Origin of the sequence: Roseibium polysiphoniae (assembly GCF_014842925.1) — a bacterium.
Lineage (GTDB): Bacteria > Pseudomonadota > Alphaproteobacteria > Rhizobiales > Stappiaceae > Roseibium > Roseibium polysiphoniae.
In genome coordinates this window covers 487,594-510,280 of the sequence record NZ_JACYXJ010000006.1, presented here as the reverse complement: position 1 = coordinate 510,280, position 22,687 = coordinate 487,594, and the positions used below count along the sequence as shown (strand labels likewise).

Sequence of the window (22,687 nt, the reverse complement as noted above, 5' to 3'; positions counted from 1 at the left end):
GGCGACCCCTTGGATAAAGAGCTGATAAGTCGCTGAAAATGGGCTATGACCTTTGGCCATGAATGGTTCGGAAATCTATCAACGGCTGATCAGTCTGATCGAGGAGCGGGTGCTCAAGCCCGGCGATCGTCTTCGCGAAGCCGATCTGGCCGAAGAGTTCGGCGTCTCCCGCACGCCGATCCGCGAGGGTCTGAAGCGCCTGGAAGCGCAGGGTCTTGCCGTCCATGAGCCGAACCGCGGCATGGTCATCCCGACGCTCGACCATAGCCAGATCAACGAAGTCTATTTCATGCGTGAAGTTCTTGAGGGAACGGCTGCCGGCCTCGCAGCGAAACACGCCTCGAAGCCCGAAATCGAAATTCTGCAGGATCTCGTAGCAGCCGACCGTCAACGCATTGCCGACGAAGACAGCCTCGTGCGGTCAAACCGGGAATTTCATCGACGTTTGTGTCTTGCCTCGCATAATCGCTATCTCGTTGATCAGATCGATCATCTGCGCCTGTCGCTCATCCTCATGGCTGGCACCACACTGGACACGCCCGAGCGTCGGGAAATCGCAGTTGAGGAGCATTCTGCCATTGTCGACGCGATTGCAGCGGGCGACAGCAAGGCGGCTGACACCGCTGCAAGACAGCACATTTCCCACGCCCACAAGACCCGCCTGCAGCAGGTTTGACGGTTCTGTCTCTGCTTGATTATCCGGCGAAATCAGCCATCAGGATCGCCTGGATGATACTGGCGAGGCCGCCAATGATGAGGACCGCAAAGGTCAGCACCATGCCGATGGTGCGCAGGGTCAGGGACTCCGGCTCACGCCCGATGCCATATGCGTGCAGAACCCGGCCGACGAGCAGCATCACACCCAAGCCGTGTACGAGCCAGACTGGCGCGAGCATCAGCTCAAGGCCGATCATGAGAATGAGGCACATGGGTGCGTATTCGGAGAAGTTGCCATGCACTCTCTGGCGGCGCAAGAGCTGCTGGTTGCCCTTGTCCCCGACACTGATCCAGAGCCGTCGACGCAGCCCGATGACCCTTGCGCTCAAGAACACATAAAACAGCGCGAGGATGCCAGCGTAGATCGGCGTGATTTCAATCGGCATGAGCCTTCAACACTCCACGATATTGACCGCAAGGCCTCCCGTGGAAGTTTCCTTATATTGATCACTCATGTCGAGTCCGGTCTGGCGCATGGTTTCAATGCAGCCATCGAGGGGAACGAAATGGCTGCCGTCTCCGCGTAGTGCAAGGGAGGCGGCCGTGACCGCCTTGACCGCGCCGAGGGCGTTGCGCTCGATACAGGGTACCTGAACGAGGCCGGCAATGGGGTCGCAGGTCATACCGAGGTGATGCTCGAGGGCGATCTCCGCTGCATTCTCCACCTGCTCATTCGTGCCGCCAAGCGCAGCGCACAGGCCCGCGGCAGCCATGGCCGAGGCGGATCCGACTTCACCCTGACAGCCAACTTCAGCGCCAGAGATCGAGGCATTGGTCTTGATGATACCGCCGATGGCGGCGGCCGTGAGCAGGAAGGTGCGGATACCTTCGTCATTCGCATCAGGGCAGTGATCGAGATAGTATCGTGTAACCGCTGGAATGACGCCTGCAGCCCCATTCGTCGGCGCTGTGACAACGCGGCCGCCGCCGGCGTTTTCCTCGTTCACCGCCATGGCGTAGACGCCCAGCCAATCCATCACCGTGTGTTCGAAAGGCGGGTTGCTGCGTCCTTCGCGGATGAGCTTTTGATAAATCTCACCGGCGCGGCGCTTCACCTTCAGTCCGCCAGGCAGGATCCCGCCACCATTGATGCCGCGGTTGATGCAGGAATCCATCGCCGACCAGATGCCGTCGATCCGTGCTTCCACTTCTGCCTGGGAGAGTTCGACGCATTCATTGGCGAGCTTCATCTCGGCGATGCTGCGTTCCTCTTTCCGGCCCATTTCCAACATTTGGGTGGCAGAGGCGAACGGATAAGGCACATCTTGCGTCTTCAGTTCATCCCGCGTGTTTCGCGTGTTGCTCAGCTCTGCTTCGGTGACGACAAAGCCGCCGCCGATCGAGTAATAGACGAACTGATCGACGGCCTTTCCATCGCTGTCTTGCAGCTTGAAGGTCATTGCATTGGAGTGAAGCGGCAGCGGTGGCCCATAGTCGAAGATGACATCATTTTCCGGATCAAAAGCCATGTCCGGCAGGCCATCCGGCGAGAGAGATTTCTCCTGTCTCAACGACGTCATCATGGTGTCGACCGCATCCGGGTCTAGGGTGTCCGGACGCGCGCCCAACAACCCAAGGCAGACGGCCTGGTCGGTCGCGTGGCCCTTTCCGGTGAAGGCGAGGGAGCCATGCAGCGTGACGGAGATGCGGAGGTCTTCACGGCCACTCAATCCGGGGATGCCTTTCAGGCGATCCAGATACTTGGAGACGGCAACCATCGGTCCGACGGTATGCGAGCTTGAGGGGCCGATGCCGATTTTGAAGATATCGAAAACGCTGATGAACATTATGCTCTAACTGGCAGTTTGAACGTTTGAAGCAGCACGTGCCGTGCCATTTATCTCATCATGGCGTGGATTTGGGCTGGCGTCATCCATGCGACGTTCAATATTTCGCAAATGTCGTTTCTGAGAGCCTTGCCGTCGCAGGTTATTTCGGAATGCCGCGGCTAGATGGCTTGCCTGTGGTCGTTGTCCATCTCGGGCCAAAGCATCTCATAGACTGCGAGTGAAAAACCGACATGCTCTTCAAGGAGGGCCACTGCAGCCGAGATGTCCCGCGCAATTGCGGCGTCCATAAGCTGCGTGTGATGTGACAGGCCGAGAGTGCGGGCAAAAGTCTCCCGCAGATTCTGGCCGGAGGCGCCCTTGAAGCGCGCGACCACATCCGGTCCATTCAGCATAAATCGGTGGTGACGGTGAAGCTGGTCCATCGTCTGTCGCGCCAGGCGCTCAAGCCAGGGCGCGTCCGCTGCCGACAACAGCGCCGTGTGAAAACCCTTGTGCCGGGTTTCCCACGCAAGGCTTTCTGGTGTGACTGCACCGGCAGTTGGTGCTGCTGTATGGGCCAGGAGATGATGAGCGCCGACCAGTTCCGCTTCCCAGCTGTCGCCGCCGCGCTCAATCGACCGCACAAACAGTGCCGTCTCGACGGTCGTTCGCGCCACTTGCAAGTCCTTCAGTCCGGTGATGGTCGCGGGAGCGACGCGGTAGCCTTTGTTGGGCTCGAAACGCACAAGCTGTTCCGCTTCCAATCGTGGCAAGGCCTCGCGCAAAGGCGTCCAGCCAAGGCCAAACCGGGCCTTGAGACTGGAGATGACCAGCGGGCTGTCCGGCGCAAACTCGCAATCAAGAATGGCGCGGCGCAAGATGGCGTAGGCATCGTTTGTCTGGGACATGGCCTGTGCGCTATAAAATATCAGATTTGATAGATTATATATAATTGCTTGAGCTTCGTCACGCGCCTTGTTACCGTTTTGGTGGATGTCCCTGATAGCCTTGCGACGAAATCAAGAAAGCTGGAAAACAAGATGTCTCATCTGCACCCGCTCGATGAAAACGATCCTCTTGCGGCCAAACGTGATGCCTTTTGTCTTCCAAATGGCGTGATCTATCTCGACGGCAATTCACTCGGCGTTCTGCCGGCACATGTGCCCGAACGCATGCAGCATGTGGTCGAAAAGCAATGGGGCGAGAGCCTCATCCGGGGCTGGAACGAACATAACTGGATCGATCTTCCTCAGAAGGTGGGAAATCGCATTGGCCGACTGGTCGGTGCGGAGCAGGAAGCCGTCGTTGCCTGCGACAGCACAACGATCAACGTCTTCAAGGTCGTGTCCGCAGCGCTCGCGCTTCGGCCGGGTCGGAAGGTGATCCTGTCTGACAACGGCAACTTTCCGACAGACCTCTATATGGCCCAGGGCCTCGCTGACCTTCTGGCGAAAGATCATGAGCTTCGCATCGTGTCCCCGGAGGATGTGGCCGATGCCATCACCGACGACCTGGCCGTGCTGATGTTGACGGAGGTCGACTACAAGACCGGCCGCCGCCATGACATGAAGGCCTTGACCGAAAAGGCCCATGCCGTCGGCGCGCTCGCCATCTGGGATCTCGCCCATTCGGCAGGTGCGTTCCCGGTCGATCTGAGCGGATCGAACGCGGATTTCGCCATTGGCTGCGGCTACAAGTATTTGAACGGTGGACCAGGAGCGCCGGCATTTGTTTATGTCGCGCCCCGCCATCAGAACGATATTCGGCCCGCGCTGACCGGCTGGATGGGGCATGTCGCGCCGTTTGCATTCGATCTTGATTACCGGCCGGCGGAAGGGATCAACCGGATGCGCGTGGGAACTCCGCCCGTCCTGTCCCTGACTGCGCTTGATGCCGCCCTCGACGTCTTTGAGGACGTCGACATGGAGGTCATCCGCCAAAAATCCATCTCCCTCTGCGAGTATTTCATCGCTCAGGTTGAGGACCGTTGTCCCGAGATGGAACTGGTCAGCCCGCGAGACGCAGAGGTTCGCGGCAGTCAGGTCTCCTTCCGGTTCGCAGAAGGCTATGCGCTGATGCAGGCGCTGATCGCAAATGGTGTCATCGGCGATTTCCGCGCACCGGACACAGTGCGGTTTGGCTTCACACCGCTGTATCTTTCCCACGCCGATGTCGCGCGCGCCGTCGATGTTCTGGAGAAAATTCTGACCACACGCATGTGGGACATGGATGAATTCAGGATGCGGCGGAAAGTGACTTGAGAGAAACCGGGGTGATCCTGTCCTCGAGCCACCGCCGAGCAATCTGTTTGCGTCAGATGCCGGATGTGCTTCTCTGTCGGCGATTGTGGGACTTGAGGGATATCCATTGAGCAAGTTGATTGACATCACACCTCCGGTTCGTGCCGGCATGGCGGTGTTTCCGGGCGATGCGCCGTGCAAGGTCGAGCAGACCTTCGCCATCGGTCCCCAGTGTCCTGTAAATGTGACTGAGATTTCCATCTCCACCCATTGCGGCGCCCATGCGGACGCACCGCTGCACTATGATGCTGATGGCAAGGCGATCGATGAGTTGGATCTGGACGATTTCGTTGGTCCTGCGCGCGTGATCGATGCCCGCGGCAACGGACCTTTATGCCAGCCGGATGAGATTGCCGGCCAGATGGATGGTGTTCCTGCCCGCGTGCTTTTGCGCCTTCAGGATTGCATCGATCCGATGGTTTGGCCTGCTGGTTTCCGCACTCTGGCGCCTGAGACAATGCAGCTTCTGGCTGAGTCTGGGGTGAGGCTCGTGGGTGTCGATGTGCCGTCTGTGGATCCGGACACATCGAAGGATCTTCCCTCTCATCAGGTCGCGCGTAGCAGAGATCTGAGAATTCTGGAGAATTTGGCGCTTTCCGAGGTCGAACCTGGGGATTATGAGTTGATTGCGCTGCCGATGAAGCTAGAAGGTCTCGATGCAGCGCCGGTGCGGGCGGTGCTGAGGTCAAATCGAAATCTCGGCGAAAGCTGATACCAAAGGGAGGCTGGCTGTTGCCGGCCTTGGGGCAAAAACAAGATCGCTGCATCCGGAAACGGGGAACGTCGGCGACGAGGAGCCTAAATGCTGGAACTGGACCAGCTCGTGATGGACTTCAGCGGCTTCAGGGCCGTGAATGGATGTTCCTTCCGGGTCGACGAGGGCAGTATCACTGCGCTGATCGGGCCAAATGGCGCGGGCAAGACGACGCTCTTTAATCTGATCGCGGGCGCTCTCGTGCCCACCAGTGGCACGATCCGCTTTCTGGGCGAGGATGTCACCGGCCTGTCCAGCGACGCACTGTTTCACAAGGGCCTGGTCAGAACCTTTCAAATTCCTCACGAGTTTCACCGTCTGACCGCGCTCGAAAACCTGATGATGGTGCCACCCGCCCAGATTGGCGAAGGATTGTTTGCCAACTGGCTGTCCTGGGGCAAGGTCAGGGCAAGCGAGGCCGAGGTCGAGCAAAAGGCCTATGACACGCTTGAGTTCCTGGAACTGACCCATGTAGCGCACCAGCGCGCGGGCAATTTGTCCGGGGGGCAGAAGAAACTGCTCGAACTCGGCCGCACGATGATGACTGACGCGAAGCTGGTGCTGCTCGATGAACCCGCCGCCGGGGTCAACAGAACACTTCTCAGGAAGCTGGAGGAAAAGATCCAGATCCTCAACAAGGAGCGTGGCTACACGTTCATCCTGATTGAACACGACATGGAAATGATCGAGAAGCTCTGCGATCCGGTCATCTGCATGGCCGAAGGCGCGGTGCTGATCCAGGGGGACTTCCAGACCGTGCGGTCCGATGCGCGCGTTCTGGAGGCCTATCTCGGCGAGACTGCAGGAGAAGTGGCATGAGTGCGCTTCTGACCCTGGATGCCGTGACCGGCGGGTATGGCGATACGAATATCCTTCAAGAGGTGTCCATGCATGTGGATGCTGAGGAAATTGTCGTCATTGTCGGCCCGAACGGTGCGGGCAAATCCACGGCCATGAAGGCGGTCTTTGGGCTCTTGAACGTACGCGGCGGATCAATTGTCTTTGACGGTGACAACATCACCAAGTGGGCGCCGAACCGCATTGTTCAGCGCGGCATCTGCTATGTGCCGCAGGTCGACAATATCTTCCGGGAGATGTCGATCCAAGAAAACCTGGAAATGGGAGCCTTTTTGAAAACGGGTGACCTTTCCGCTGCCTATGACTGCGTTTATGAGCTGTTCCCGGATCTGAAGGAACGCAGAAAAACACTCGCCGGTAGTCTGTCAGGCGGACAGCGTCAGATGGTGGCCATGGGCCGGGCTCTGATGCTCGATCCCAAGCTTTTGCTTCTTGATGAGCCGACGGCTGGTTTGTCGCCGCGTTATATGGAACAGATTTTCCAGATCTGCCGGGATGTGCGCAGCACGGGCGTCGCCATCTTGCTGGTCGAGCAGCATGCAAAGCAGGCGCTGGCCTTCGCCGATCGCGGCTATGTCCTCGCATCCGGTCAGAACCGGCATGATGGTACAGGCGCAGATCTCCTTGCCGACCGCGAGGTCGCCGAGATGTTCCTCGGTGGATGAGGGCGGGTCAGGATTAGACATGGGTTTTCTTGAGCTTATCAATTTCTACGTCATTCCCGGCGTTGTCCTTGGGTCGATCTACGCGCTGGGCGCCGTCGGCATCACGCTCGTCTTTGCCATCTTGCGATACGCCCATCTCGCCCACGGGGATCTGGCCACGCTGGGCGCATTTCTGGCGCTGGCGGTCGTTACCGCGCTTGGCCTGCCGCCTTTGGTAGCGCTGCCGGTCGCGATGATCGGCACGGCCGCTGTAGCGGTTGGCATCGACAAGGCGTTCTACGAGCACCTGCGTGAACGGCCGAAAATCGTCACCGTGATGGCTTCTCTGGGCATAGCGCTGATGGTTCGTTCCGTGGTTCAGGTTGTCTGGGGCGTGGACAGCGAAAGCTATGTCCGTGGGATTGTACGACCTGAAAACTATTTTGGCCTCAGGATCAAGGATCGTGAGATCTACACGGTCGTCTTCATGATCGGCCTCGTCGGCGTGCTTCAACTCTTCCTGGTGAAATCGAAGTGGGGCAAGGCCATGCGGGCCATGTCGGACAATCCCAATCTGGCGCTTCTGTCGGGGATCGACAACAAGAAGGTGGTCATGCTCACCTGGATCATCGCAGGTGGCCTTTGTGCGGCGGCCGGCGTTTTCCTGGGCATCAACACCGAGCTCAAGTCCATGATGGGCTGGCACATGTTGCTGCCGATGTTTGCCGCGGCGATCCTTGGCGGGGTTGGGCGTGTTGAAGGCGCCGTGCTCGGTGGCCTGATCGTGGGCATTGCAGAGGAGCTATCGGTTCTGGTTCTGCCAAGCGAGTACAAAGCGGCCATGGCCTTCGTCATCCTGTTGTTCATGCTGCTTGTGCGCCCGACAGGGCTGCTACGCGGCAAAGTGCTCTGAGGGGAGGGGAGAGACATGGAACTCATCGGTCTTGCCAACTACGCCCTCTTCATGGGCATCTTTATCGGGATCTACGCGCTGCTCGCTCTCGGGCTTAACATCCAGTGGGGTTTTGCCGGTCTCTTCAATGCAGGCATTGCAGGCTTCTTTGCCGTTGGCGCCTATACTTCGGCGATCCTGACAAGCCCCTCGGCAGATGGCCGTCTGGGCGGTTTTGAGTTGCCGTTCTTTGTCGGCTGGTTCGGTGCGATGGTGGCAGCAGCTCTGATCGCCTGGCCGATCGGGAAGATCTGCCTGCGCTTCCGTTCCGACTATCTGGCCATCGCGACCATTGGTGTTGCAGAGATCATCCGTCTGGTCATCAAGTCGGAAGAGGTTTTGACCAACGGCGCGCGCGGGATCACGAACATACCGCGGCCATTTGGTGACTTGCCCTATGTACAATCCCAGCTGGCCTACCTGGCCATTGTCGCAGCGGTTCTGGTCGTGGCCTACCTTATGGTTCAGCGCCAGTTCAACGCGCCATGGGGCCGTATGATGCGTGCCATTCGCGACAATGAACTCGCGGCGCGTGCCATGGGCAAAAACGTTGAGTACCGCCGGCTGGAGGCATTCATCTTCGGTGCGGCTCTCATGGGGCTTGGTGGAGCCTTGTTCGCCCACTTCAATCGTTCAATCACACCAGAGGCCATCGATCCCATGGTCGCGACCTTCCTCGTCTGGATCATGCTGATCCTTGGCGGATCGGGAAACAATAAGGGCGCGATCCTCGGAGCTACGGTGGTCTGGATCATTTGGTCGGTTTCAGAGATTGCAACCGATCAACTTCCGCATGAATATGCGGTTAAGGCGAAGTACATCCGTCTGTTCCTGATTGGTCTGATGCTGCAGCTGGTTCTGCGGTTTCGCCCGGAAGGAATTTTGCCAGAGCCGCTGCGCGGCGACACGCGAACGGATGACAACGCCGTCAAATAAGGGGAATTGCCAGGCAAACGCCTGGTCCTACGTGGAGGTAAGTACCAATGAAGTCGAAGTTCATCGCAATCGCAGGCGGTCTTCTGGCCGCGACAGCCCTGGCTGGCGCTACTGCCAAGGCAGACGTCAAGATTGGCCTGATCGGCGGCGTTTCCGGCCCGATCGCGGCAATGGCACCGTCCATGATCTCGGCAGCTCAGCTTGCTTTCCAGCAGGTCAATGAGCAGGGCGGGATCCTTGACGGCGAGAAGCTTGTTGGCGTGGTTGGCGACAGTGCCTGTAACCCACAGGGTGGCACGGATGCGGCAACCAAGGCAGTCAACATCGAAGGCGTCTCCGCCATCGTCGGCCCGCATTGCTCCGGCGCTGTTCTGGCTGCAGCCGGTTCGGTCACCATCCCGGCCGGTATCACCGTTGTGACGCCGTCGGGCACATCCCCGGAAATCACCGGCCTTGACGATAAGGATACGGTCTTCCGCACGGTGCCGTCCGATGACTACCAGGGTCGCGCGCTTGCCCGTACGCTGAAGGAGAAGGGCTACAACAAGGTCGCAGTTGCCTACATCAACAACGACTACGGCACCGGTCTGGCAGATGCCTTCAAAGCCGAGTTTGAAGCTCAGAGCGGCGAAATCGCCGGCTTTGCGGCTCATGAAGACGGCAAGGCCTCCTACCGTTCCAATCTGGCAGAACTGGCTTCCGGCGGTGCTGATACGCTGGTCATCTTCGACTACGGCGATGGCACTGGCCTTACCATTCTGCGTCAGGCGCTTGAGAATGGCTTCTTCGAAAAGTTCGTTGGCGGCGACGGCATGAAGTCGGACGCTCCGATCAATGAACTGGGCGCAGAAAACCTGGCGACCTTTGTCGCTTCGTCTCCGGTTGGTGAAAAGTCCGACTCTCTGGACGTCTTCAACGAGGCCTACAAGGCGGCTGGTGGCGATCCTGATGCGATCTTTGTGACCACATCCTATGACGCTGCCTTCATGCTGGCTCTCGCCGTGGAAAAGGCCGGCGGCGACAAGGCGGGCGTTTCCGCAGCACTGCGCGAGATCTCAAACGGTGAAGGCGAGGCGATCTTGCCGGGTGAGTGGGAAAAGGCCAAGAAGCTGATCGCAGCAGGGACAGCCATCGACTACAAGGGCGCTGCAGGCGATCACAATTTTGATGCGGCTGGCGACGTTCCCGGCACTTACGCCCTGTTCGAAGTTGGCGCTGACGGCTTCGAAGTCATGGTTGAAATGAAGTAAGCTGCCTTTGCAGCATTGCGAGACATGCGGCGGCGGTCCTGAAAGGGGCCGCCGTTTTGCATTCAGAGCACGTTGCGACCCGTCAGCCGGCGCCGACCATCGCCGGAAAGGCAAAGGCGTAGCCACTGGCAAGGCTGAGGGCCGAGGCAACAGCCAGTCCCGGAATGTGCCGGACTGCGACGAGCATTCGGGGCTGAAGACGGATCGGGAGATGTCTCATGGCGCGCGCCTTCAAGTCACTTGGTCAGAATGAGTTTGCCAAGTTTGGTGATGGTCAGCCTGTAGGTCTCCGAGTTGTGCTGGATTTTCAGCTCACGGGCGCCTTTGAACAGGGTCTTTGTGTCGAGTTGCTGCTCCCGGCGTTCTCCGGACGGGGAGGGAGCCTTCTGCGGAGCTGCGATGGTGAGCTTGTCGCGGCGGATCTTCGAAGTGTGCATTGATACGGCCCGTGATTACAGTAGTTTAGAGGCATTATAAACTTGAGTGGTTGGCTCAAGAAAATTACTTGACACAAATACTCAAGTTTAAGTATCAAGGCAATGCCTGATCTGCAGCGGTTCGGAAATCGCGTCCTTCGAATCTCTGTGTCGGGTAGCTGAAGAGCTAGAATGTCCGGCAAGCCAACCGCCCTCTCCTCTCCCTCAGCGGTGAGCCAGCCAGATATTCCTCTCTTCGCGCATCGATGGAGGTCGATGCACAAGTCGCAGGGACATCCCTCGCGCAAGAAACAAAAAACCCGCCAGAATGGCGGGTTTTTTTATGGGCGAAAGTCAATTTGATCTTGTTCATCGGGCAGGGCTGAGGCGCCTGACAGGCCTCAGCCGGTTTGAGATGCCGAACAAGTTCGCAATGATCAGCTTGCGGCAGCGACTTTCTGATCGATTTCGTCGATCTTGAGAAGATTTCTTAGGCTCGGGCGGTCTTCCGAAAGATCGGCAATTGTTTTTGTGTCCAGCACATCCATGAAGGCTTCCAGAGCTTCGTGAAGAATGCCGTTGAAACCGCAGGAGGTGATCAGCGGGCAGTCCTTGCGGCCAGAGTCGAAGCACTCGGCCAGGAGAAAGCTCTCCTCGGCGGCGCGAACGACTTCGCCGACTGTCATGGTTTCAGGCTCACGGGCCAGCATCACGCCGCCATTGCGTCCGCGGATGGTGCGGATCAGATTGGCGTCGACGAGGACCTTCATGATCTTGAACAGATGGGTTTCGGACATGTCGAAGCTGGCTGCAATATCGGCAACCTTGCTCGGACGCTCTGGGTTCGCTGCACAGTACATCAATGCACGAACCGCATAATTGGTTTGTTGTGTCAGGCGCATGGTTATAGATATGAGGTCTAAGGTATAGGCCGTCAACGATAATAATTGAGTTTTTGTGTCGGGATTTCCGAAAGAAGCTCATGATTTCGGCATGTTGCGGCGCAAACATACCGCTAAGGCATCCCCTTGTATGTGAAAAAGTCAAAGTCGGCTGGATGACCCGTTCCGCCGCCGTCCATGGCCTGCATGCCGACAAATGCACCGGTAAAGTTGCCGTGTTCGCCCCTGCCGGCTTCATCCGACAACAGGCTGGCATCGAAAATCGGGCCGATTCGGCGCCAGCCCGATCCGCCTTCCGCGTAGAAAAATCGCAAGGCGAGGTCCTTTACCTCGATCTTCATGCTGACGGGGCCGTCCTTTTCGAGCAGCACGGGAGCGTCCAGGGGAAATGACAGATTGCCGGAAGGATAGTCGCCCGGGCAGGCCATGATCGTCAGGCAGCGTCCGAGCGTCTCGTCGTGGCAGATCGCCAGCTGAAAGAATTGGTAGCGCCCATAGTAGGCGATCAGCCCGGCACTCTGCTGTGAGGTCTTCGGCTGCAAGTCGACCGAGGTTTCAGCGACATAGTTGAAGTCGGTCTGCCGCCTTGCCACCAGCGCCTGCTCGAAATAGCTGCCGATGGATTCGCGCCCGAACAGGCGCAGATGACCGGGCTGTTCACTCAGCGAAAACAGGCGCTCGGGCCGGGGTGAGCGGAGCCATTGGAACGCCATCGGCAGATCCGGCTCATCGAAGTCGTACCGGTCCGGCTCTGGTTCAACCGGATGGGCAGGCAGGTTGGGGGCTTTCACCGTCTCTTGAGCCAGAAGCGGTTCACTCGCCAGCCGCAGCCAGCCGTCCTCCCCCCATTCACATTTCTGGATCGACGTCTCCCGTCCCATCGGGCAGCGGCTGAGACCTGGAATGGGCCGGCCCATCAGGTGAACCAGGTAGGTTTCTCCATCTTGCGTCTCGACGAAATCGCCATGGCCTGCGCGCTGGAGCGGAGCGTCGGGAAAGGTCAGGGAAGAGACAACATGCTTGTCCGGATGGAGTTCATAGGGCCCGGTGAGCCGCTTCGATCTGGCCAGCGTGACAGCATGCCGGTAGCCAGTGCCGCCTTCTGCCGTCAGCAGATAGTACCAGCCGTCCCGCTTGTAAAGATGTGGCCCCTCGACCAGCCCACGATCCGTGCCCTTGAAGATGTTCTTGATCGGGCCGACCAGCTTGCCTGCCTTTGGATCGAATTCCTGCAGAAGGATCCCTGCAAAGGGCGTCGTGTCCTTGCGGTGATCCCAGATCATGTTGACGAACCACTTGCGGCCATCGTCGTCATGAAAGAGCGAGGGGTCAAAGCCGGAGGAGTTCGCATAGACCGGATCCGACCATGGTCCCGCAATGTCAGGTGCGGTGACAATGTAATTGTGGGCGTCCTTGAAGTTGCCCTCGTTGCGCTTCACATCCGTGTAGACAAGCCAGAACTGTCCATCCGCATGGGTCAGGCAGGGTGCCCAGATACCGCAACTGTCCGGGTTGCCGCGCATGTCCAGCTGGCTTTCGCGGGACAATGGCCGGGCCACGAGCCGCCAGTGCTGCAGATCCCGCGAATGGTGGATCTGGACGCCCGGATACCACTCGAAGGTCGAGGTCGCGATATAGTAGTCGTCGCCAACCCGGCAGATCGACGGGTCCGGATTAAACCCGGGCAAGATCGGATTCTGAATTGTCTGAGGTGCGTTACTCATTTTTGATCTCCTCCCGGCGAGGGCCAGCCCTCCCAAGCCGTATACCCCTCGTCATCATGCATCTTGTGGATGTGTTGATGGAAACCTAGGCCAAATCCGGCAGGTTGTCTTTCAGGAAAATGTCGATGCCGATGCGCTCCTGGCCTTCGACAATCGGCGCACCGTCGCACAGCGCCTTGAGCACGCGGATGGCACTGCGTATTTCGTGGCCGGGGTCCTGGGCGATCAGCGCATCCATGGTGCCCGAGATCAGCGCCTCGCGGGTGTAGGGCGTCAGTTCATGGCCGATGAAGGTCAGCTGCGACCCGCGGCCGTCCTTCTCCAGTGCCGCGATCACGCCGCGGTTGCCGGCACCAATGTTGTAGAGCGCCGAAAGGTCAGGGTGTTCTTCAAGCAGCTTTGCGACGATGTCCCGGGTGCGGGCGTTGTCATCGCGCCCTTCGCGCACCTTGAGTGTTTCAAGATGCGGGAATTCTGCGGACAGAACTTCCGTAAAGCCGGCATATCGGTCCGCATGATCGCGCAGCCCGAGGGAGCCCGCAATCAGGCCGATCTTGCCAGGTTGGCCAGGGAGAAAACGGCCAAGCAGCCGGCCAGAAACCCGGCCCGCGGCGAGGTTGTCGATGCCAACGAAATGCTGGCGGGTGGAAGCAGGGTGGTCCGAGACCAGGGTCACAACATGGACGTCGCGGTCCTGCAGGCGGTCTATGGCCGCGCGCACCTCGGGAAAGGACGGTGCCACGACCGCGACACCGTCACAGACCGACTTGTCCAGGATCGCCAGTGTCCCCGTCACCCTGTGGCCGTCAAAGGCATCGATGGGCTCGATGTGAACGCTGACCCGTTCGCGTTCCAGTGTCGCGGCATGGGCGATGGCCTCACGGGTGAGGTCTTCCATGAAGGCATTGGGACCGTTTGGAATGAGGAAATGCAGACGGTAATTGCGCTTCTTGGCGAGATTGGCCGCAAAGACGTCAGGAGTGTATTTCAGCGTGCGAACCGCGTCCCGGACCTTCTCGATGGTCGCCGCGCGAACCCCCGGCCGGTTGTTCAGAACCCTGTCGACCGTCGCAAGGCTGACGCCGGCCTTTTCGGCCACATCATGAATTGTTACCCGCTGCATGCGTTCTCCCATTTGGGCGCCACTATAGCGCGGTATGAGGGGCGTGCATCAAATTATGTTGCAGGGCAGCGAAAGGTTGCGATGAGCTTGGCTAGACCGCCTGACCGCAGGCATGTCCCGATGACCAGGCCCACTGGAAATTGAAGCCGCCCAGATGACCGGTCACATCGACGACTTCGCCGATGAAATAGAGCCCCGGCACCTTGCTCGCTTCGAAGGTCTTTGAGGACAATTCCTTGGTGTTGACGCCGCCGAGCGTGACCTCGGCCGTGCGGTAGCCCTCGGTGCCCACGGGCGTCAGCTGCCAGCGGTTGATCGCCTCGCCCGCCCGGCGAAGGACCTTGTCGGAGAGGTCGGCCAACCGTCCCTTCAATCCAAATTCCTTGGACAATTCATCTGCAAGGCGGTTCGGCAAAAGTTGACCAAGAACGGTCTTCAGATCCTGCTTGGGGCTCTCCGTACGAGCGGTCCGGAACGCTTCGAACGCATCTTGCGTCGGCGACAGGTCGACGGTGATGGGCTTGCCCTCTTGCCAGTAGGACGAGATCTGTAGGATCGAGGGACCGGACAACCCGCGATGGGTGAACAGCAGTCCCTCGCGAAAGGAGGTCTTTCCGAAGGAGACCAGTGCGTCGACCGAAACCCCGGCAAGTCGTTTGCAGAGGTCCTTGTTGGTGTCCGAGAAGGTCAGGGGCACAAGCGCTGCGCGAGGCGGGACAATGTCCAGGCCGAACTGGCGCGCAACGTCATAGCCAAAGCCGCTCGCCCCCATCTTCGGAATGGAAGGGCCACCGGTCGCGATAACGACGGCCTTTGCGCGGAGCTGCTCATGGTTGGTTTTGACCTGAAATCCGCTATCGGCTTTCTCCAGTGCAGAAACAGATGTCTCCAGCTGCAGCTTGCCGCCTGCTTTGGACAATTCATCAAGCAGCATGTCGATGATGTTCTGGGCGCTGTCATCGCAGAACAGCTGGCCGAGTGTTTTCTCGTGCCAGGGAATGCGATGCCGTTCCACCATCTGCAGGAAGTCCTGCTGCGTGTAGCGCTTCAGGGCAGACACGCAAAAGCGAGGGTTCTGCGACAGGTAGTTCGCCGGCGTACAATGCAGGTTGGTGAAGTTGCAGCGGCCACCGCCGGAAATACGGATCTTCTCCGCCGCCTTGCGCGCATGGTCAATCACCAGCACGCGCCGTCCGCGCTTGGCCGCTTCAATGGCGCACATCAACCCGGCGGCACCGGCACCAACAATCAGAACATCAAGATCACGCATGGGCGACGCTTATAAACGACGGTGCCGCCCACGCGAGCTTTTTATAGAACGGGCAGGAGATCAGAATGCCGCTTCGACGTCGCCCATTTCCACGTAAACACTCTTGATCTGGCTGTAATACTCGATCGCCGCGTGACCGTTTTCACGGCCGATGCCGGATTTCTTGTAGCCACCGAAAGGCATTTCGATGGGCGTCAGATTGTAGGTGTTGATCCAGCATGTGCCCGCTTCAAGCTGGTCGATGACCCGATGTGCGCGCTGAATGTCCTTGGTGAAGACGCCGGCGGCGAGGCCGAACACCGTGTCATTGGCGCGCGCAACGACATCGTCTTCGTCGTCAAAGTCCAGAACGCACATGACTGGCCCGAAGATCTCCTCGCAGGCGATGCGCATGCCATCCTTGACGTCCGCAAAAACCGTGGGCTGAACGAAGAAACCGTCCGGGAGAGCAGCAACGTCGGCACTGCCGCCACCGCAGACAAGCCGCGCGCCTTCCTTCTTTCCGATCTCCATGTAGCTGAGCACCTTGTCGAGCTGCGGTTTTGAGACGAGCGGGCCGATGCTTGTTGCTTCATCCATCGGATCGCCGAGCACTGCATTGACGGTGCGCTCTGCCAGCCGGTCCAGGAACTGTTCCTTGATAGCCGTGTGCACGAAGACGCGTGTTCCGTTCGAACAGATCTGTCCCGTGGAATAGAAGTTGGCGTTGATCGCGGCCGAGACGGCATTGTCGACGTCGGCGTCGTCAAAGACAATCAGGGGCGACTTTCCGCCCAGTTCCAGCGTTGCCTTTTTCAGGTGCTCGCCGGCAAGCGAGGCAACCTTCGCGCCCGTCGGCACGGAACCTGTCAGAGAGACCTTGGCGACCTGCGGATGGGCAATGAGTTGCGCGCCAACTTCGCCAAAGCCTTGGACCACGTTGAAGACGCCGTCCGGAAGACCTGCTTCCGTCAGGATCTCGGCAAACTGAAGAGCGCTGAGCGGGGTCACTTCGGATGGCTTGAATACCATGGCGTTGCCACAGACGAGGGCAGGGGCAGCCTTCCAGCAGGCGATCTGGATCGGGTAGTTCCAGGCACCGATACCGACACAGACACCCAGTGGTTCGCGCTTGGTAAAGGCAAAAGAGCCGCCGAGATCGATGTGCTCGCCGGTCAGCGTTGCAGCCAGTCCGCCATAGTATTCAAGGCAGTCGGCGCCAGAGGCCGCATCGGCCACAAGCGTTTCCTGCAAGGGCTTGCCCGTGTCGAGCGTTTCCAGTTCGGACAGCGCGCGGTTGCGTTCGCGCAGGATGCCAGCCGCCTTGCGCAGAACGCGACCGCGCTCGGCCGGCGGTGTTGCCGCCCAGATCTTCTGTCCCTCAACAGCTGCGGCCACTGCAGCCTCGACGGTCTTCTCATCGGCGCTGTTCAACGAGGCAATTGCTTCGCCGGTCGCCGGGTAGATGGACGGGAACGGATGTCCTTCCGGGCTCTCCACATAGCGGCCGCCGATATAGTGTGAGGCTTTGGGTTGCGCGCGCATCGTGTGTCTTTCGTTCTGACGTCGTCTGTAGGAAACCGGAACATCTGTTCCGGCCATCATTATCTCTGGCTGTTTTCCCAATCGGGATGGATCCAGGGCTGCTGGTTCGACGCAGGAAGAGGATCCTTGCCCAGGAGGTGGTCTGCGGCCTTCTCACCGACCAGGATCGACGGTGCGTTGAGATTTCCGTTTGTGATTTGCGGGAAAATCGAACTGTCCGCAACCCTCAGACCTTCAACGCCAATGACCCGGCAGTGTGGATCGACCACTGCCATTGTGTCGTCGGCTGCCCCCATGCGGCAAGTGCCGCTCGGGTGATAGGCACTTTCCGCGTGCTCACGAATGAAATCGTTCAACTCGTCGTCACTCTGGACGGCATCGCCGGGCTGGATTTCCTTGCCGCGATAGGGGGCGAAAGCCTCCTGGCCAAAGATTTCCCGTGTCAGGCGGATAGCGGTTCTGAAGTCCGCCCAGTCGTCTTCGTGGGACATGTAGTTGAAGAGGATCGACGGCTTGGCCCTGGGGTCTGCGGAGGTAAGCGAAACCCGGCCGCGTGATTTCGACCGCATCGGTCCCACGTGGGCCTGGAAGCCGTGGCCTTCCGCCGCCGCCTTGCCGTCATATCGAACCGCAAATGGCAGGAAGTGATACTGGATGTCCGGATATTTGATCCCGGCCTTTGAGCGGATGAAAGCCGATGCCTCGAAGTGGTTGGAGGCGCCGAGGCCCTTGCCCTGAAGCAGCCATTGCAGGCCGATCATGGCCTTGGAGAAGATGTTCCAGTGCTTGTAGAGCGTGATCGGCTGGATGCAGGCCTGCTGGATATAGAGTTCCAGATGGTCCTGGAGGTTCGCGCCGACCCCGGAACGGTCCGCTATGACCTCGATGCCGTGTTCCGCTAGATGGCTGGCCGCGCCGACGCCTGACTGCATCAGGATCTTGGGAGAGTTGATCGAAGAGGCGGCCAGAACGACTTCGCGCCGGGCCTTGGCGGTCAAAATCTCGCCGCCGATCTCGAATTCCACTCCGGTTGCGCGCTTGCCTTCGAAGAGTACTCTGCGCACCAACGCGCCTTTGATGAGTTCGACGTTGCCGCGCTTCAGCGCAGGCTTGAGGTAGGCATTGGCGGCTGACCAGCGTCGACCCTTGTGGACGGTCATTTCCATGTCGGAAAAACCTTCCTGCCGCTCGCCGTTGTAGTCTGGCGTCACGCCATAGCCGGCCTGTTCGCCGGCAGACTTGAACGCGTCATAGAGCGGGTTCCACTTGGTGCCGCGCGTGACATGCAAGGGACCTGAAGTGCCGCGCCAGCCGGCCTGGCCGCCATGGCTTGTCTCAAGGCGCTGATAGTAGGGCAGGACATGGCGATAGCCCCAGCCTGCCGCGCCCATGTCTTCCCAGGTGTCGAAGTCGCACGCGTGACCGCGCACATAGACCATGCCGTTGATCGACGAGGAACCGCCGATCACTTTGCCGCGCGGGGTGGCGAGGCGGCGGCCACCAAGATGCGGCTCGGGCTCGCTTTCGTAGCCCCAGTCGTAGCGGGACATGTTCATGGGATAGGACAGTGCCGCCGGCATCTGGATGAAGGGGCCGGCATCCGTGCCGCCGAACTCGAGCACGAGAACCCGTGTGTCGGGATTTTCAGACAGGCGGTAAGCCAGCGCGCAGCCAGCCGATCCTGCTCCCACGATGATGAAGTCGAATTCTGGGGTCATTGCAGGGCATTCATTCTTGCGACTTTGCGCAGGGCGCTCATGTCGTGGTGGTACTTGATCTGTGTCTCGACATAGGCTTCGACCATGCCGACGGCCGAAGCGGCATCGCTTGGGCCGTCGCGCAGGGCCTGCCGGATCCACACGCCGTCAATCATGGAGGCAGTGCCTTCGGCGACCTGCCTGGCGTCTTCCCGCGGCATGAAGTGACGCAGGTTGTAGGTCAGGTTTGAGGCCAGACGCCCGGAATAGATTTGCAGCAGCCGCTTGTTGTTCTGGGTGGTGCGCGACTGGACGTAGAAAGCGAGCCAGGCGGCAATCACCGCCTCGCGAAACTGTCCGGGCGCAAAATTGCCTTCGATGATCGCTGAGATTCGCTCACGCGGGTTGCCGGCGTTCGCCAGCCGCTCGCGGATGCCGTCTCCAAGATCCTTGAGAAGATGCCGCATGGTCGCGGCCAGAAGCTGATCCTTGCTGCCGAAATAGTGTAGCGCAAGGCCGCTTGAGACGCCGGCGCGCTTGGCAATCTGGGCCACCGTCACGTCTGAAAAGCCTTTCTCATGGATCGCGTCTACCGTGGCTGCGATCAGCGTTCTGCGGCGCTCGGCTTCCATTCCGATCTTCGGCATTTGCATCTCCAATTCTTATCCTTTTTATTTTTAATTGAACGTTCAATCAATGAAAACTTGCAAAAGTAAATGCATAATGTTTCTTTTGGTCGCATAGGGGATTTTCAGTAGGTGTCATCGAGCGACAATTCAGCCGCAGAACTGTTGTGTCGCGCCGGTTGCCTGCTAATCATGTTGCGAAGTCAATAACGGAGGACATTTCCATGAACCTTTTTGCCAAGCTCGCTGGCGGTGTTGCCATGTCTGTCATGCTGACAGGCGCTGCCGCTGCAGCCGAGCCCGACAGCTGCAAGACGGTCCGCTTCTCGGATGTCGGTTGGACAGACATCACGGCCACCACTGCCGCCACGACGACCGTGCTCGAGGCGCTGGGCTATGAGACCGAAACCAAGATCCTGTCCGTTCCGGTGACCTATGCGTCGCTGAAGAACAAGGACATCGACGTGTTTCTCGGCAACTGGATGCCGACCATGGAAGGCGACATCGCCGCTTACCGTGAAGACGGCTCCGTGGAGACGGTCCGGACCAATCTGGAAGGCGCGAAATACACGCTCGCCGTGCCGAAATACACCTACGACAAGGGCCTCAAGAGCTTCGCCGACATCGCAAAGTTCAAGGACGAACTCGACGGCAAGATCTACGGCATTGAAGCTGGCAACGACGGCAACCGCCTGATCATCGACATGATCGACGCCAACGCCTTCGGCCTCGAGGGTTTTGAAGTTGTGGAATCCTCCGAGCAGGGCATGCTCGCCCAGGTCGCCCGCTCCGAAAAGCGTGACCAGGACGTGGTCTTCCTCGGCTGGGAGCCGCATCCGATGAACGCCAACTTCGAGATGGCCTATCTCGATGGCGGCGATGACTTCTTCGGCCCGAACTACGGCGGTGCCACCGTGCACACCAACGTCCGCGCCGGTTATGTTACCGAATGCCCGAACGTTGGCAAGTTCCTGGAAAACCTTGAGTTCTCACTGGCCATGGAAAACGAGATCATGGGCGCGATCCTCAACGACGGCGAAGAGCCGACGGATGCGGCCAAGGCCTGGCTCAAGACCCATCCGGCCACCTTCGAAGGTTGGCTGAAAGGCGTCAAGACCATCGATGGCGGCGACTCCTTCGCAGCCGTCAAGGGCGCGCTGGGCCTCTAATCACCGACAACATGTTGCGCCGGGGTCCGTCCCCGGCGCAGCTGTATCAGGACCAAACTAAAACGGGGGCTGAATTTGGACTGGCTGACTGACAACAAGATCCCGATCGGAAAATTCGCCAAGACGCTGGTCGACTGGCTCACCGACAATGCCTATTGGCTGTTCGACGGCATATCCCTTGCCCTCGAAACCATGATCGACGGCATTCTCTGGATCCTGCTGGCACCGCACCCCCTGGTCGTTGTGGCCGTTGTCGCCGCTCTCGCCTACGCCGTCCGACGCTCGTTCTCCTTTCCCGTTTTCGTCGCCGTCAGCCTGCTCTTCATTATCAACCAGGGCTACTGGGAAGAGACGATGGAAACGCTGGCCCTGGTCGTGGCCGCCACCTTCGTCTGCGTGGTCATTGGTGTGCCCGTCGGCGTGGCCGCAGCTCACCGCCCCAAGCTTTATCTCTTCATGCGTCCGATCTTGGACATGATGCAGACGATCCCGACCTTCGTGTACCTGATCCCGGCGCTGATCCTCTTCGGTCTCGGCATGGTGCCCGGCCTTGTGGCAACGGTTATCTTCGCCGTTCCAGCGCCGATCCGCTTGACCCAATTGGGCGTGTCCTCGACACCAACCCATCTGCTGGAAGCCGGCCATGCCTTTGGCGCCACCAAGTCGCAGATCCTGTGGAAGATAGAGCTGCCCTATGCCCTGCCGCAGATCATGGCGGGCCTGACCCAGACCATCATGTTGTCCCTGTCGATGGTGGTGATTGCCGGCATGGTCGGCGCGCCGGGTCTTGGCACCGAGATCGTCCGGGCCCTGGGCCGGGCGGACATCGCCAAGGGCTTTGAAGTTGGCGTCGCCATCGTTCTGATCGCCATTATTCTCGACCGCTTCTTCCAGACGCACGATGGCCAGGGGGCAAAGTGATGACGCAGACCAACGTGACCCCCAATCCGATTGTCTCCTTCAAGGACGTCGATATCGTTTTCGGCGACAATCCGGAAAGCGCCCTGCCGCTGATCGATCAGGGCAGGAGCCGCGAAGACATCCAGTCCGAAACCGGCCAGATCCTCGGCGTCGCCGGCGCCACTTTCGACATCAACGAGGGCGAGGTGATCGTTCTCATGGGCCTGTCCGGCTCGGGCAAGTCCACGCTCCTGCGCGCCGTCAATGGCCTCAACCCGGTGATCCGGGGATCTGTCGAGGTGGACGACGGCGACATGATGTGCAATCCGGAAAGCTGTACGCCGGAGGAACTGCGTCAGCTGCGCCGCTCGCGCATCGCCATGGTGTTCCAGCAATTTGCCCTTCTGCCCTGGCGCACGGTGGCTGAAAACGTCGGCTTTGGCCTAGAGCTCTCCGGCGTCACGCCCAGGGAACGCCGCGACCGGGTCAACGATCAGCTCAAGCTTGTCGGCCTCGATGGCTGGGGCGAAAAATTCGTTCATGAACTGTCCGGCGGCATGCAGCAGCGCGTTGGCCTGGCCCGGGCCTTTGCGACGGAAGCGCCGATCCTCCTGATGGACGAGCCGTTCTCCGCCCTCGATCCGCTCATTCGCGACCGGCTTCAGGACGAACTGCTCGACCTGCAAAAGAGCCTCAACCGCACCATCATCTTCGTCAGCCATGACCTCGACGAGGCCGCCAAGATCGGCTCACGCATCGCCATCATGGAAGGCGGCCGCGTCATCCAGCTCGGCACACCGCAGCAGATCGTGCGCAAGCCGGCAACGCCCTATGTGGCGGATTTCGTCGGCCACATGAACCCGCTCAATGTCCTGCGCGCCCGTGACGTCATGGTCGAGCTGAATGGAGAGGTTCCGCCGGCCGGTGCGCCCTCCTGCGCCCCGGGAACGCCCCTGCGCGAGGTCATCCGCATGAAACAGGAAGCCTCCGGCCCGGTCCTCGTCGCCGACGGCAAGGACCCCGTCGGCCTGATCTCCGAGGCCGAACTTCTGGGCTGTCTCGTCTGACAATCTGACGCGCGGCGGGCCGGGAACACAAACGCCCGCCTCTCACCCACGCCGGTCATCCCCGCCTTGTGCGGGGATCCAGTCCACGT

General features: G+C 59.6%; 23 protein-coding genes. 11 read left to right on the top strand and 12 right to left on the bottom strand.

What is annotated here, in order from left to right; all coding sequences use genetic code 11:
* The first annotated feature begins 58 nt into the window (after window positions 1-58).
* Window positions 59-676: a GntR family transcriptional regulator gene (locus IG617_RS18060; RefSeq protein ID WP_153770699.1), complete on the top strand. Its 618-nt coding sequence runs from the start codon at window positions 59-61 to the stop codon at window positions 674-676.
* Between the two features lie 19 nt (window positions 677-695).
* Here the strand turns inward: IG617_RS18060 and IG617_RS18055 are convergent, their stop codons facing one another.
* From IG617_RS18055 to IG617_RS18045, 3 genes are all read right to left on the bottom strand, one after another.
* Window positions 696-1,103, bottom strand: a complete 408-nt coding sequence (locus IG617_RS18055) for an MAPEG family protein (RefSeq protein ID WP_192110610.1) — start codon at window positions 1,101-1,103, stop codon at window positions 696-698.
* Between the two features lie 6 nt (window positions 1,104-1,109).
* On the bottom strand, window positions 1,110-2,504 hold the full coding sequence (locus tag IG617_RS18050) for an L-serine ammonia-lyase (RefSeq protein ID WP_192110609.1): 1,395 nt from the start codon (window positions 2,502-2,504) through the stop codon (window positions 1,110-1,112).
* Between the two features lie 161 nt (window positions 2,505-2,665).
* Complete coding sequence (locus IG617_RS18045; RefSeq protein WP_192110608.1) at window positions 2,666-3,394, bottom strand: GntR family transcriptional regulator; 729 nt, start codon at window positions 3,392-3,394, stop codon at window positions 2,666-2,668.
* 132 nt (window positions 3,395-3,526) lie between these two features.
* Here IG617_RS18045 and kynU point away from each other — a divergent pair, with 132 nt between their 5' ends.
* The 7 genes from kynU to IG617_RS18010 all read left to right on the top strand — a co-directional run bounded on the left by kynU (window position 3,527) and on the right by IG617_RS18010 (window position 10,180).
* The gene (gene kynU, locus IG617_RS18040; RefSeq protein ID WP_192110607.1) at window positions 3,527-4,747 is read left to right on the top strand and encodes a kynureninase; all 1,221 of its coding nucleotides are present in this window, start codon (window positions 3,527-3,529) and stop codon (window positions 4,745-4,747) included.
* Between the two features lie 106 nt (window positions 4,748-4,853).
* Window positions 4,854-5,498 (top strand): arylformamidase, encoded by a 645-nt coding sequence (gene kynB / locus IG617_RS18035; RefSeq protein ID WP_192110606.1) that lies wholly within the window; start codon window positions 4,854-4,856, stop codon window positions 5,496-5,498.
* Between the two features lie 90 nt (window positions 5,499-5,588).
* Window positions 5,589-6,359 carry an ABC transporter ATP-binding protein gene (locus IG617_RS18030; RefSeq protein ID WP_192110605.1) on the top strand — a complete coding sequence of 257 codons (771 nt, stop codon included), beginning with the start codon at window positions 5,589-5,591 and terminating at the stop codon, window positions 6,357-6,359.
* Complete coding sequence (locus tag IG617_RS18025; RefSeq protein ID WP_192110604.1) at window positions 6,356-7,063, top strand: ABC transporter ATP-binding protein; 708 nt, start codon at window positions 6,356-6,358, stop codon at window positions 7,061-7,063. Before IG617_RS18030 ends, IG617_RS18025 begins: the two co-directional genes overlap by 4 nt.
* 19 nt (window positions 7,064-7,082) lie before the next feature.
* Window positions 7,083-7,955, top strand: coding sequence for a branched-chain amino acid ABC transporter permease (locus IG617_RS18020; protein ID WP_192110603.1), 873 nt, complete (start codon window positions 7,083-7,085; stop codon window positions 7,953-7,955).
* Between the two features lie 15 nt (window positions 7,956-7,970).
* The gene (locus tag IG617_RS18015; RefSeq protein ID WP_192110602.1) at window positions 7,971-8,930 is read left to right on the top strand and encodes a branched-chain amino acid ABC transporter permease; all 960 of its coding nucleotides are present in this window, start codon (window positions 7,971-7,973) and stop codon (window positions 8,928-8,930) included.
* 47 nt (window positions 8,931-8,977) lie between these two features.
* A complete protein-coding gene (locus IG617_RS18010) occupies window positions 8,978-10,180 on the top strand; it encodes an ABC transporter substrate-binding protein (RefSeq protein ID WP_192110601.1) in 1,203 nt (400 codons plus the stop codon).
* Between the two features lie 82 nt (window positions 10,181-10,262).
* Here the strand turns inward: IG617_RS18010 and IG617_RS18005 are convergent, their stop codons facing one another.
* The 9 genes from IG617_RS18005 to betI all read right to left on the bottom strand — a co-directional run bounded on the left by IG617_RS18005 (window position 10,263) and on the right by betI (window position 19,483).
* The gene (locus IG617_RS18005; protein WP_192110600.1) at window positions 10,263-10,400 is read right to left on the bottom strand and encodes a hypothetical protein; all 138 of its coding nucleotides are present in this window, start codon (window positions 10,398-10,400) and stop codon (window positions 10,263-10,265) included.
* A 16-nt stretch (window positions 10,401-10,416) separates the two neighbouring features.
* Complete coding sequence (gene hemP / locus IG617_RS18000) at window positions 10,417-10,617, bottom strand: hemin uptake protein HemP (protein ID WP_153770710.1); 201 nt, start codon at window positions 10,615-10,617, stop codon at window positions 10,417-10,419.
* A 416-nt stretch (window positions 10,618-11,033) separates the two neighbouring features.
* Complete coding sequence (gene rirA / locus IG617_RS17995; RefSeq protein WP_192110599.1) at window positions 11,034-11,498, bottom strand: iron-responsive transcriptional regulator RirA; 465 nt, start codon at window positions 11,496-11,498, stop codon at window positions 11,034-11,036.
* 113 nt (window positions 11,499-11,611) lie between these two features.
* Window positions 11,612-13,222 (bottom strand): glycoside hydrolase family 43 protein, encoded by a 1,611-nt coding sequence (locus IG617_RS17990; protein ID WP_192110598.1) that lies wholly within the window; start codon window positions 13,220-13,222, stop codon window positions 11,612-11,614.
* An 85-nt stretch (window positions 13,223-13,307) separates the two neighbouring features.
* The gene (locus tag IG617_RS17985; RefSeq protein WP_192110597.1) at window positions 13,308-14,345 is read right to left on the bottom strand and encodes a LacI family DNA-binding transcriptional regulator; all 1,038 of its coding nucleotides are present in this window, start codon (window positions 14,343-14,345) and stop codon (window positions 13,308-13,310) included.
* A gap of 91 nt (window positions 14,346-14,436) precedes the next feature.
* Window positions 14,437-15,615 (bottom strand): BaiN/RdsA family NAD(P)/FAD-dependent oxidoreductase, encoded by a 1,179-nt coding sequence (locus tag IG617_RS17980; protein ID WP_192110596.1) that lies wholly within the window; start codon window positions 15,613-15,615, stop codon window positions 14,437-14,439.
* 60 nt (window positions 15,616-15,675) lie between these two features.
* Window positions 15,676-17,139: a betaine-aldehyde dehydrogenase gene (gene betB / locus IG617_RS17975; RefSeq protein WP_192110679.1), complete on the bottom strand. Its 1,464-nt coding sequence runs from the start codon at window positions 17,137-17,139 to the stop codon at window positions 15,676-15,678.
* Between the two features lie 59 nt (window positions 17,140-17,198).
* On the bottom strand, window positions 17,199-18,857 hold the full coding sequence (gene betA, locus IG617_RS17970) for a choline dehydrogenase (RefSeq protein WP_192110595.1): 1,659 nt from the start codon (window positions 18,855-18,857) through the stop codon (window positions 17,199-17,201).
* Complete coding sequence (gene betI, locus IG617_RS17965) at window positions 18,854-19,483, bottom strand: transcriptional regulator BetI (RefSeq protein WP_192110594.1); 630 nt, start codon at window positions 19,481-19,483, stop codon at window positions 18,854-18,856. The genes betA and betI overlap by 4 nt, the downstream gene beginning before the upstream one ends.
* A 203-nt stretch (window positions 19,484-19,686) precedes the next feature.
* Between betI and IG617_RS17960 the strand changes: the two genes are divergently transcribed.
* The 3 genes from IG617_RS17960 to choV all read left to right on the top strand — a co-directional run bounded on the left by IG617_RS17960 (window position 19,687) and on the right by choV (window position 22,598).
* Complete coding sequence (locus IG617_RS17960; protein WP_192110593.1) at window positions 19,687-20,631, top strand: choline ABC transporter substrate-binding protein; 945 nt, start codon at window positions 19,687-19,689, stop codon at window positions 20,629-20,631.
* A gap of 75 nt (window positions 20,632-20,706) precedes the next feature.
* Window positions 20,707-21,552 (top strand): choline ABC transporter permease subunit, encoded by an 846-nt coding sequence (choW, locus tag IG617_RS17955; protein ID WP_192110592.1) that lies wholly within the window; start codon window positions 20,707-20,709, stop codon window positions 21,550-21,552.
* Window positions 21,552-22,598, top strand: a complete 1,047-nt coding sequence (gene choV, locus IG617_RS17950) for a choline ABC transporter ATP-binding protein (RefSeq protein ID WP_192110591.1) — start codon at window positions 21,552-21,554, stop codon at window positions 22,596-22,598. The genes choW and choV overlap by 1 nt, the downstream gene beginning before the upstream one ends.
* Window positions 22,599-22,687 lie beyond the last annotated feature (89 nt).

What these genes read in the sequence shown, in the direction of transcription:
- IG617_RS18060 (WP_153770699.1), top strand. Translation starts at nt 59, where the DNA reads ATGAATGGTTCGGAAATCTATCAACGGCTGATCAGTCTGATCGAGGAG.
- IG617_RS18055 (WP_192110610.1), bottom strand. Translation starts at nt 1,103, where the DNA reads ATGCCGATTGAAATCACGCCGATCTACGCTGGCATCCTCGCGCTGTTT.
- IG617_RS18050 (WP_192110609.1), bottom strand. Translation starts at nt 2,504, where the DNA reads ATGTTCATCAGCGTTTTCGATATCTTCAAAATCGGCATCGGCCCCTCA.
- IG617_RS18045 (WP_192110608.1), bottom strand. Translation starts at nt 3,394, where the DNA reads ATGTCCCAGACAAACGATGCCTACGCCATCTTGCGCCGCGCCATTCTT.
- kynU (WP_192110607.1), top strand. Translation starts at nt 3,527, where the DNA reads ATGTCTCATCTGCACCCGCTCGATGAAAACGATCCTCTTGCGGCCAAA.
- IG617_RS18030 (WP_192110605.1), top strand. Translation starts at nt 5,589, where the DNA reads ATGCTGGAACTGGACCAGCTCGTGATGGACTTCAGCGGCTTCAGGGCC.
- IG617_RS18025 (WP_192110604.1), top strand. Translation starts at nt 6,356, where the DNA reads ATGAGTGCGCTTCTGACCCTGGATGCCGTGACCGGCGGGTATGGCGAT.
- IG617_RS18020 (WP_192110603.1), top strand. Translation starts at nt 7,083, where the DNA reads ATGGGTTTTCTTGAGCTTATCAATTTCTACGTCATTCCCGGCGTTGTC.
- IG617_RS18015 (WP_192110602.1), top strand. Translation starts at nt 7,971, where the DNA reads ATGGAACTCATCGGTCTTGCCAACTACGCCCTCTTCATGGGCATCTTT.
- IG617_RS18010 (WP_192110601.1), top strand. Translation starts at nt 8,978, where the DNA reads ATGAAGTCGAAGTTCATCGCAATCGCAGGCGGTCTTCTGGCCGCGACA.
- IG617_RS18005 (WP_192110600.1), bottom strand. Translation starts at nt 10,400, where the DNA reads ATGAGACATCTCCCGATCCGTCTTCAGCCCCGAATGCTCGTCGCAGTC.
- hemP (WP_153770710.1), bottom strand. Translation starts at nt 10,617, where the DNA reads ATGCACACTTCGAAGATCCGCCGCGACAAGCTCACCATCGCAGCTCCG.
- rirA (WP_192110599.1), bottom strand. Translation starts at nt 11,498, where the DNA reads ATGCGCCTGACACAACAAACCAATTATGCGGTTCGTGCATTGATGTAC.
- IG617_RS17990 (WP_192110598.1), bottom strand. Translation starts at nt 13,222, where the DNA reads ATGAGTAACGCACCTCAGACAATTCAGAATCCGATCTTGCCCGGGTTT.
- IG617_RS17985 (WP_192110597.1), bottom strand. Translation starts at nt 14,345, where the DNA reads ATGCAGCGGGTAACAATTCATGATGTGGCCGAAAAGGCCGGCGTCAGC.
- IG617_RS17980 (WP_192110596.1), bottom strand. Translation starts at nt 15,615, where the DNA reads ATGCGTGATCTTGATGTTCTGATTGTTGGTGCCGGTGCCGCCGGGTTG.
- betB (WP_192110679.1), bottom strand. Translation starts at nt 17,139, where the DNA reads ATGCGCGCGCAACCCAAAGCCTCACACTATATCGGCGGCCGCTATGTG.
- betA (WP_192110595.1), bottom strand. Translation starts at nt 18,857, where the DNA reads ATGACCCCAGAATTCGACTTCATCATCGTGGGAGCAGGATCGGCTGGC.
- betI (WP_192110594.1), bottom strand. Translation starts at nt 19,483, where the DNA reads ATGCCGAAGATCGGAATGGAAGCCGAGCGCCGCAGAACGCTGATCGCA.
- IG617_RS17960 (WP_192110593.1), top strand. Translation starts at nt 19,687, where the DNA reads ATGAACCTTTTTGCCAAGCTCGCTGGCGGTGTTGCCATGTCTGTCATG.
- choV (WP_192110591.1), top strand. Translation starts at nt 21,552, where the DNA reads ATGACGCAGACCAACGTGACCCCCAATCCGATTGTCTCCTTCAAGGAC.